Origin of the sequence: Streptomyces sp. NPDC048639, assembly GCF_043199075.1 — a bacterium.
GTDB lineage: Bacteria > Actinomycetota > Actinomycetes > Streptomycetales > Streptomycetaceae > Streptomyces.
The window spans coordinates 348,912-357,866 of sequence record NZ_JBICVP010000006.1 but is presented as its reverse complement, the minus strand read 5'-3'; the positions used below and the strand labels follow the sequence as shown (position 1 = coordinate 357,866).

8 protein-coding genes are annotated in these 8,955 nt (G+C 71.7%); 1 reads left to right on the top strand and 7 read right to left on the bottom strand.

The genetic code is table 11. The features are described 5' to 3' along the window. Nucleotides 1-560 precede the first annotated feature (560 nt). The 6 genes from ACGFNH_RS18890 to ACGFNH_RS18865 form a co-directional block, all read right to left on the bottom strand. Entirely contained in the window at nucleotides 561-1,490 is a 930-nt protein-coding gene (locus tag ACGFNH_RS18890) for a branched-chain amino acid aminotransferase (protein WP_393655043.1), read from the bottom strand. Next, nucleotides 1,487-2,749, bottom strand: coding sequence for an ATP-grasp domain-containing protein (locus ACGFNH_RS18885; protein ID WP_393655041.1), 1,263 nt, complete (start codon nucleotides 2,747-2,749; stop codon nucleotides 1,487-1,489). Before ACGFNH_RS18885 ends, ACGFNH_RS18890 begins: the two co-directional genes overlap by 4 nt. Continuing rightward, nucleotides 2,746-3,744, bottom strand: coding sequence for a DMT family transporter (locus ACGFNH_RS18880; protein WP_393655039.1), 999 nt, complete (start codon nucleotides 3,742-3,744; stop codon nucleotides 2,746-2,748). Before ACGFNH_RS18880 ends, ACGFNH_RS18885 begins: the two co-directional genes overlap by 4 nt. Beyond that, the gene (locus tag ACGFNH_RS18875; protein WP_393655037.1) at nucleotides 3,738-5,018 is read right to left on the bottom strand and encodes a DUF6421 family protein; all 1,281 of its coding nucleotides are present in this window, start codon (nucleotides 5,016-5,018) and stop codon (nucleotides 3,738-3,740) included. Before ACGFNH_RS18875 ends, ACGFNH_RS18880 begins: the two co-directional genes overlap by 7 nt. Next, nucleotides 5,015-5,560 (bottom strand): bacilysin biosynthesis protein BacA, encoded by a 546-nt coding sequence (locus tag ACGFNH_RS18870; RefSeq protein ID WP_393655035.1) that lies wholly within the window; start codon nucleotides 5,558-5,560, stop codon nucleotides 5,015-5,017. The genes ACGFNH_RS18875 and ACGFNH_RS18870 overlap by 4 nt, the downstream gene beginning before the upstream one ends. 251 nt (nucleotides 5,561-5,811) lie before the next feature. Further along, on the bottom strand, nucleotides 5,812-6,633 hold the full coding sequence (locus ACGFNH_RS18865) for a bifunctional DNA primase/polymerase (protein ID WP_393655033.1): 822 nt from the start codon (nucleotides 6,631-6,633) through the stop codon (nucleotides 5,812-5,814). A gap of 280 nt (nucleotides 6,634-6,913) precedes the next feature. Here ACGFNH_RS18865 and ACGFNH_RS18860 point away from each other — a divergent pair, with 280 nt between their 5' ends. After that, nucleotides 6,914-8,308 (top strand): transcriptional regulator, encoded by a 1,395-nt coding sequence (locus ACGFNH_RS18860; RefSeq protein WP_393655031.1) that lies wholly within the window; start codon nucleotides 6,914-6,916, stop codon nucleotides 8,306-8,308. Between the two features lie 113 nt (nucleotides 8,309-8,421). Here the strand turns inward: ACGFNH_RS18860 and ACGFNH_RS18855 are convergent, their stop codons facing one another. Further along, the gene (locus ACGFNH_RS18855; protein WP_393655029.1) at nucleotides 8,422-8,943 is read right to left on the bottom strand and encodes an EF-hand domain-containing protein; all 522 of its coding nucleotides are present in this window, start codon (nucleotides 8,941-8,943) and stop codon (nucleotides 8,422-8,424) included. Nucleotides 8,944-8,955: the final 12 nt, after the last annotated feature.

Sequence of the window (8,955 nt, the reverse complement as noted above, 5' to 3'; positions counted from 1 at the left end):
GTGCGGGTCGTCCCCGGGCGGTGCGGGTCGTCCCCGGGCGGTGCGGGTCGTCCCCGGGCGGTGCGGGTCGTCCCCGGGCGGTGCGGGTCGTCCCCGGGCGGTGCGGGTCGTCCCCGTGCGGTACGGGCCCTCCCCACGATTCCGCCCGCGCGCGGAAGGCCACCACGCGCCCTTCCCGGACGCCGGGACCGGGACCGGGACCGCGCCCACCGGCCTCCCGCGTCCACCCGGCCTTGCTCGCGCGGGCCCGTACAACGGCGGCCTCCGGCTGACCCGTACGACGGCTCCGGCACGGGCCCGCTCCATCCGTCCCGGATCCCGTCACGGACCGGCGGGCAGGTCCCGGCGTACGGGATCCTCCTCGACGGCGCGTTCGCCACCACCCTCACCTGGGGTGCGCCGCCGCCCATGGGCACGGTCCCGTACCGACTCTCCGTGGGGAGCGGTCGGGCACCACCCGGCGCGTGAAGATCCGGGCACGGCTCCCCGACGGCGCCCGGGGCCGCTTCACCCCGGAGGACGGTTTCAGGACACCCGGTGACCGTCCCTGAGCGTCCCGGTCATCGGCGGCCGTCCGGGGCGTCGGCTCCGACACGGTCCGCCGACGGCAGGGGATCCGCCGCGCGGACCAGACGCCGGTAGGCGTCCGCCAGCGCCGTGGTGGTCCTCCCCACTCCGTACGGGCGGTCGTCCACCGCGCGGACCGGCTGGACTTCGTACGCGGTCCCGGTCAGGAAGACCTCGTCGGCCCGGGCCAACTCCTCGGGCTGGATGCGCCGTTCGTGAACGGCGATCCCCGACTCCCGTGCCAGGGCTATGACCGTCTGCCGGGTGATGCCGTTCAGGAAGGTGTCCGCGATCGGCGTGTGCAGGGCGCCGTCGACGACCAGGAAGAGGTTGGCTCCGGTGGCCTCGGCCACGTAGCCGCGGAAGTCCAGGAGCAGCGCGTCGTCGTACCCGGCTGCTTCCGCCTCGTCGCGGGCGAGGGTGCCGATGTTGTACAGGGACGCGGCCTTGGCGCGGACCGGGGCCGTGTCGGGCGAAGGGCGCCGCCACCGCGATGTCTTGAGGCGGATCCCCTGATCCTGCGACGCGGCGGAGAAGACATGCGGCCATTCCCAAGCGGCGATGGCCACGTGCACGCGAGCCCCCGTTCCGGACACGCTGATCTGCTCGCTGCCCCGCCACGCCACGGGCCGGACGTACCCGTCGGAGATGCCCTGGCGTCGGACGGTCTCCCGCGCGGCGGCGTCCAACTCGGCGGCGGTGAAGGGGATGCGGAAGTTCAGTTCCTGTGCCGAGGCATGGAGGCGGAGGGCGTGCTCGGCGGATTTGAAGAGCCGGCCGCCGTAGACGCGTACGCCCTCGAAGACGCCGCCGCCGTAGTGGAGCCCGTGGGAGAGGACGTGCAGACGGGCTTCCCTCCACGGGGCGAACGCGCCGTCCAGCCAGATGACGCCGTCCCGGTCGTCGAACGGCACGAGGGTCATGACGCGTCCGTCGCTGGGGCGTAGTCGATGCGGACGGACCGCTCCAGCAGCCGGTGGAACTCCTCGGCCTCGGCGATGTCCGTGTGCCGTGACAGCACGAACGCCGGGTAGCCGGTGAAGTCCGGGTAGGGCCGCACCACGTCGCCGGGGAAGAGCATCTGGACGACGTGGTCGACGCGCGGGTCGTTGCGCAGTTCGTCCAGGCCGTGGATCGCGGTGATCCGCCCGAAGCCGCCGCACGGGACGATGTAGTTGGCCGCGGCACCGACGGGCGCCGGGCTGCCGTCGCCCGTGGACTCGGGCGCGAGCCCGGCCGCGATCCGCAGTGCCTGTGCCGCGAAGTCGACGCCGGTCACGTGGGAGGCGATGTAGTGGGACACCCCGGAGCCGCCGATGCGGGCGCCCAGTTCCAGCAGATACGGCGTCACGCCACCGCGCAGCCGCAGTTCCGTGTGGGTGGGCCCGTCCGTGACGCCGAGGGCCCTGTGCGCGGCGGCCACCTCGCGGCGGATGTCCTCCTGGACGTCCTCGGGCAGGGCGGCGGGAGCACGGTAGACGCTCTCCTCGAAGTGGGGCCCCTCGGGGTCGCCCTTGTAGCCGATGCTCAGGATCCGGACCTCGCCGCCGTGGGCGAGGGACTCGACGGCGAACTCGGGTCCGTCCAGGTACTCCTCGACGACCAGGCCGTCCACTCCGCCGAGCTTGGTCGCACAGATCTGCCGGACCTCCTCCACGACGGCCTCGAGGGTCTCGGGGGTCTCGGCCTTGGTGACGCCGAGACTGGAGAACCCGGTCGCGGGCTTCACGACGACCGGGAACGTCAGCTCCTTCGCCGCCTCCCACTCGCCGGGGCCGTTCAGGCGCACGAAGCGCGGCACGTTGAGGCCCGCCTCCGACAGCCGTTCCCGCATGAGGCGCTTGTCCTGTGCGCCGAGCGCGGCGTCGCGGCCGATGCCGGGCAGCCCGAGGAGTTCGGCGGCCTCGGCGACGAACGGCACGGCCGGGTCGTAGAGGGTGACGATGCCCTGGAAGGGGTTCGTCCCGTGGTGCTTGCGCAGGGTCTCCAGGGCGCCGGCCCTGTCCGCGTCGAGGTCCAGGGGCAGGACGTCCACCACCGCGGGCGGCAGGGCTCCGGAGACCGGCTCGTCGGGCCGCGGGACCAGTACGAGGTCGATGCCCGCCCGCTCGGCGCTCTCGAAGACCCAGGGCAGTGAGGTGCGCTGGTACACCAGCACGACGGTCGGGTTGTTCGTTGTCATCGCGGTGTTCCTTGCGTGGTGTGGACTGCGTCCCGCTCGGGTGCCACCCGTTCGGGCCGGGCGGGGCGGGGCCGGCCCACCGTGAGCCACACCCCGGCGGCGCAGAGGAAGATCAGGACGAGTACGAGCGGTCCGGGCGCCTCGGCCCAGCCCAGCGCCCACTCTCCCAGGCGCACCAGGAACGGTACGACGAGAGCGAGGGCCGAGGTGAACAGCGGCCCCTTGCGCAGGATCAGTTCGTGCGAGATGAGGAAGACGGGTGCGGTGAGGACCGCACCGAGGATCGCGATGCCGCCCCAGTCGGCCGGGCTGATATCGCCGAGCGGGACGAACACCACGGTCGCCAGCCCCAGCATGACCGTGCCCGCCCCGGTGATGGCGGGCAGCGAGGCCAGCGGGGGGAGGTCCGCCATGCGTTGCCGGTAGACGTACCCGTAGAGGGCGTAGGTGAAGGTGCCGCCGAGCGCCAGGAGCACCCCGCTCAGCAGGGTGCCCGAGCTTCCCGAGCCGCCGCCGTCACTCGCGGCCCCGTCGGCCAGCGCATAGCCGCAGGCCGCTGCCACGGCCAGCACCGTGCCCAGGATCTTGCGGCGCGTGGACGGTTCGCGAAAGGCGGCGATCCCGATCACGAAGGTGATGCACGGCAGCAGAGAGACGATCAGGCCGACACGGGAGGCTCCGATACGGCTGGTGCCGAGCAGCGTCCCCGAGTAGTACGCGAAGAAGCCGAGGAACGCCAGCAGCAGTACGCTCCGGTGGCGTGCGGCCCCTGCCCGGATGCCGGGCCAGGTGCGCGGGAACAGCGCGGCGACCGCCGTGATGACCACGAAACTGGCTGCCGTGCGCCCCGCCGCCACCGCCAGTACGGGAGCGCCGGTGACCAGATGCCCGGCGACGAGCCAGCCGGCGGCGAGCAGGGTGATCATCAGCGCCGAGAGGGCGGGCACCACAAGGCGCCCGCCCCCACGGCCGGTCGCGGAGGCGCCCGTCACCATTCCGCCTGTCCGAACGTCAGGGGCGGCAGCCGGTCCAGCCCCTGCTTGGCGCGCAGCAGTGCCCGCTGGTCCTCGGTGAAGCCGTAGCGCTGCCCCTTCTCACCGGCCGGGAGGTAGCGGCGGACCAGGGTCTTGGCCGCCGTCCGGTACGCGTCGTCGGTGGTGACCTCCGCCTCCAGCTTCTCGACCGTGGAGACGAAGTCCCGCAGCGCGTCGAGTGCCTTGGCCCGGTCCATGTGCAGGAGGCCGCCGTTGGCCGGGGAGCCGGTCAGCGCTCCGCGCTCGCGCAACCACGAGTAGAGGAACACTCCGGTGCCCGAGTCGAAGTTGCGCGTCGCGTCGTCCGCCTGCGGGTAGCGGAAGACCCGCTCCAGCAGGACCATGTCGATCTGCTCGTCGGCGAACGGGACGACGCCGCTCTCCGCGCAGGCGAGCACCGTCTTCGCATCGACCTTGATCTCTTCCAGCAGCCCGACGAACCAGTTCATCTTCAGTGAGATGTGCTGGTCGAACGGCCAGAGCCCCTGGTAGTGCATCGAGTCGTGCAGATAGCCCCAGATGGCGCGGGCCTCGAAGCAGACGTCGGCGTCCAGGCCCGTGGAGGCCCGGGGCAGCGACTCGGGGGTCAGGACGGCGGCTGCCCCCGGCAGCGCGTACGTCTCGTGGATCTTGCGCATCTTGTTGTAGAAGAACATGGCGTAGGGCTGCTCGGTGATCTTGTCGTGAGCGGCCACGTTCTCCGGGAAGAACACCAGGCAGTTGCCGTGCGAGAAGCCTGCGCTGCCGGTGATCAGGATCAGCGACTGGCAGTTGTTCTTGGGATGCGGAAACGAGTTCGCGAGTTCCGGCAGCGCGTCGGGTTCCTTGCGCAGGGCGAAGAAGCACTCCAGGCGCTTGCCCACGGGCGGCGCGCTGTTGGTGCTCTGCAGCGGCGCGAGGAAGAAGACGGCGGAGCCGTTCGCAGGGGCCCGGAGGGCGTCCCGCGAGCGGGCGAAGTGCGGACGGGTGTCGAGTCCGGCCGCGAGCCAGCCGTCGATGTCCGCCGCCAGCGCCTCTGCCTGGTCGTCCCGTTCCTGCCGCCGGTACCAGGCGCAGGCCTCGTCCCGGATCCGGGTGAGGAGACGGCGGTCGTCCTCGCCGGGCTCCGGAACCGTGCCGTCGTCGGCCTGGCGCCCCCGGAAACGGTCGACCCCCGGTATCAGCGATGCCGACAGCTCGGCGGCCTCGGAGAGAAGGTGTCCCGGTATCGGGGCGGTCGTGGTCGCCGTGGTCACAGTGCCGCCTGCACGGCGAGCGGCTTCGGGGTCTCCGCACCTGACACCGACGCCAGGACCTGGTGGATGGTGAAGACCATGGGTACGGGACCGAAGTCCCGCACCACGCGCAGGCCGTGGCGCTCGGCGGCGACGATCGTCGTGATGCAGCCCTCGAACCGCCCCTCGGCGCAGTCGATGGCCGCCCGGGAATTGCTGAGCACCTCGTGGACCTGCGCGTCGGCGGGCACGAGCCCCTTCGGCGCGGGATGCGAGGCGACGGTGGCGGGCGTTGCCGTGCCGCTGGTGGCGAGCACCATGTTGTGCGTCGGCATGACGAAGCTGTCGATCATGTGGAGCCGGTGCAGATTCCCGAACACCAGGGTGTGCAGCGCGGGATAGACGGCGCAGACGGTCAGTGCGTGGCGCCCGTCGTCAGGCACGGCTTCGAGTGCGGTCTCGATCGAGGAGTGCAGCTCCACGGTCCCCTCGACGCCGCGCCTGCGCAGCCACTCGTGGGAGGCGGCCTCCAGATTGGTGCCGTGCGGACCAAGGGTGTGCAAATGGTGGACGTGTTCCGGTCCGGCTTTTCCGTGCATCAAGGCCCCCGTTGCAGTTATGACGGCCTGAGTCGGTATCTCCTCACGGCCGGAAAGGGATCAAAGCAAACTCCCCATCGTCAGATCAAATGGTTTGGCCGGTGATTCCGGATGCTGGGATTGCGTGATCGGGCGTCGCCGCCCCCGGGGAGCCGGACCGGGTGAAGTCGGCGCGAGAGGAAGGGAGTTGGGCCGGTCCGGAGGGGAGCGGGGTGTCAGCCGGAGGTCCGGCGCCTGCGAGCGGCGGCGGCGTCGCGCCCGCACGCATACGCCAGCGGGCAGATGAGCTCCTCGACATCCGGCAGCCAGATGTTCAGCGCCGAGGGGCGCCGCACCCACTGCACCGGGCCGCGCCCGCCGATCCGCGTCGGCGGCGCCGCCACATACCCGCCCACACCCCGTGCCGCGAGGTCGAGCGTGCTCGCAGCCCAACCCAGGTGCCGTACGAGGTCGGGGACCTTGGCCGCCGCGCCCGGCTGCACGAAGAACAGCATCCGGCCGTCCGGGGTGGACGCCACCGGGCCCAGCGACAGCTCCAGCCGCTCCATCCGCGCCAGCGCCAGGCAGCCGGCGGACTCGGGAACGTCCAGTGCGTCGAACGTACGGCCCGTGGGCAGCAGGATCGACGCCAGCGGCTGCTTCGACCAGAGCCGCCGCGCCACGACCCCGCTGCTCGTGGCCTGCGCCGCCCAGTCGGGGCGGGCCGGATGCCCGCCCGGCGACGGGCAGTTGAAGTCCCCGCACGAACAGCGTTCCATTCCGCGGACGATCTCGAGCCATGTGCCGGGGAACACGTCCCACTGCCGCTCTTTCACATAGACCGCCGCGACGTCGAGGAGCAGGTCGCCGCGCTGCCGGGGGAAGCGGGGTGCGCCGTCGCCCACTTCCGCCCCGGCAGCCGTGATCGCAACCGCTCCCGGATCCGTACTCGCGCCCACGCCCGCGCCCAGGCCCGAGTTCACGCCCGTGTTCATGCCCACGCCGATGCCGGTCACGCGGCCGGTGCCGGTGACTCCCATGGTCTCGTCCACGTTCATGACAACTCCCGCTGCGCCGGGGAGTTACGGCTCTGCGGGGGTTGACCGGCGCATACGTTCCGGGGGGTGGGGCGCACAGAAGCACGCATGGGGGCGCGCGCGAGAGGGGTCCGCGAAGAGCGGGTACGGGGAAGTGCGGCGCTTTGCGCATCACCGGACATCCGGAAGGCCCCGCTCAGTTCGTGAGAATCCGTTTGGATAACCGAACGGCAGAAATATCACGAATTTACGAGATAACGGCAGGGAAGAGAACGGTAGCGTCGATGAAGGGGGTAGTGCCATGGCCGCCAGGCCACTCGTAGCGCGTCAGCCCAACGAACGACTCCAGGCGCTGATCCAGGAAGCCGCATGCTCCAACGCCGGCCTGGCACGCAGGGTCAACATGTGCGGTGCCGAACACGGGCTCGACCTGCGCTACGACAAGACGTCCGTCGCGCGCTGGCTGCGAGGTCAGCAGCCACGGGGCCGCGCCCCCGCCATCATCGCCGAGGCACTGGGCCGCAAGCTCGGGCGTACGGTCACCATCGACGAGATCGGCATGGCCAACGGCAAGAACCTCGCCTCCGGCGTCGGCCTGCAGTTCTCGCCCACGGTCGCCGGTGCGATCGAGCAGGTCTGCGAGTTGTGGCGGAGCGACGTCGGGCGCCGGGACTTCCTCTCCGGCTCCTCGGTCGCCGCCTCCGCGCTCGTCGAACCCAGCCGCGACTGGCTCATCACCGAGACGGATCCGCAAGTGGCGCGCACCGCGGGGGCGCGTGTCGGGCGGACCGACGTGGAAGCCGTACGTTCCATGACCGAGGCGCTCGTCGACCTCGACCACCGCTTCGGCAGCGGGCACGTACGGCCGGTGGTCGTGCACTACCTCAACAGCGTCGTCGCCGGACTGATCAGCGGCTCCTACCGCGAGAGCGTCGGCCGCGGCCTCTTCGCGGCCGTCGCCCGCCTGACCGAACTCGCCGGCTACATGGCCGTCGACACCGGCCAGCCCGGCCTCGCCCAGCGCTACTACATCCAGGCGCTGCGCCTGGCCCAGGCGGCGGGGGACCGCGGCTACGGCGGCTACGTGCTCGCGGCGAGCATGAGCCATCTCGCCGCAGCGCTCGGCAACCCGCGGGAGATCGCCCAACTCGCGCGCGCCGCCCAGGAAGGCGCGCGCGGGCACGTCACGCCGCGGGCCCAGGCCATGTTCCTCGCGGCCGAGGCGCGCGGGCATGCGCTCCTCGGGGACGTGAGCGCGTTCCAGGCCGTGGCCATGCGGGCCGAGTCGGCGATGGAGAAGGCCGATGGCTCGTCGGCGGAGGGCACGGGCGACGACCCGGTGTGGATCGCGCACTTCGACCACGCCTATCTGGCCGACGAGTTGGCGCACTGCCACCGCGACCTCGGCCAGGCCGAGGCCGCGGGGCGCAGGGCGCAGGAGGCGCTCGCCGGACACCCGGAGACGCGCGCACGACGGCGCGCCATCGGGCTGGCGCTGCTCGCCTCGGCCCAAGTGCAGCAGAGGGATGTCGAGTTGGCGTGCACCACGGGTACGCAGGCGCTCGAACTCCTCTCCGGGCTGCGCTCCAACCGCGGCACGGAATATCTGGAGGATCTGCAGCAGCGGCTCGCCCCGTTCAAGGACGAGCCGGTGGTACGGGAGTTCGGGGCCAGGCTGGACACGGTCGCGGCCTGACGCGGCCGCGACCGCGTGCAGGGAGAAAGACATCCGCCCACCCGCCCTTCACAGGGGCGGGTGGGCGGAGCCATGCGCGATGAACGGGGACGGATCCCCGTACGAGTCCGGGCTCAGGCGGTCGGCTCGGGCGTGGTGAAGTAGAGCGCGAAGGCGGCGATGATCTCCTCCTCGGTGATCTTGCCGTCCCCGTTGTCGTCGAGCGCGGCGGCCACCATGGCGCACACGTCCGACGGGACCCCGAGTGACCGCACCACGCGCTCGGCCTCCTCGGGGGTGATGACTCCGTCGCCGTCGGTGTCGGCGATCCGGATCACCGACCGCAGGAAGGGTCTGGCGATCTCGGCGAACCGCTTGGCGTTGTCGCTGAGGCGCTTGACCGCCCCGTTGACGAACTCCTCCCGCGTGACGTGCTGATCGCCGTCCGTGTCGGCGATCGCCGCCATCCCCTGCCAGAACGCCTCCGCCCCCTCGTAGAGGGCCTGCCCCTTCATCGAGCGGGCTGTCACGTCGAACTCCGCCAGCACGGCGGCAGCGGCGGCGTTGAAGTCCTCGCGGGAGATGTAGCCGTTGCCGTCCTGGTCGAAGGTGGCGAAGCGGCGGGCGATCTTTGCTTGGTATTCAGCGGGATCCACGGTCGGCCTCAC

Excerpts from the sequence above, each read along its gene's own strand:
- ACGFNH_RS18890 (WP_393655043.1), bottom strand. The coding sequence starts at position 1,490 with ATGACCCTCGTGCCGTTCGACGACCGGGACGGCGTCATCTGGCTGGAC.
- ACGFNH_RS18885 (WP_393655041.1), bottom strand. The coding sequence starts at position 2,749 with ATGACAACGAACAACCCGACCGTCGTGCTGGTGTACCAGCGCACCTCA.
- ACGFNH_RS18880 (WP_393655039.1), bottom strand. The coding sequence starts at position 3,744 with ATGGTGACGGGCGCCTCCGCGACCGGCCGTGGGGGCGGGCGCCTTGTG.
- ACGFNH_RS18865 (WP_393655033.1), bottom strand. The coding sequence starts at position 6,633 with ATGAACGTGGACGAGACCATGGGAGTCACCGGCACCGGCCGCGTGACC.
- ACGFNH_RS18860 (WP_393655031.1), top strand. The coding sequence starts at position 6,914 with ATGGCCGCCAGGCCACTCGTAGCGCGTCAGCCCAACGAACGACTCCAG.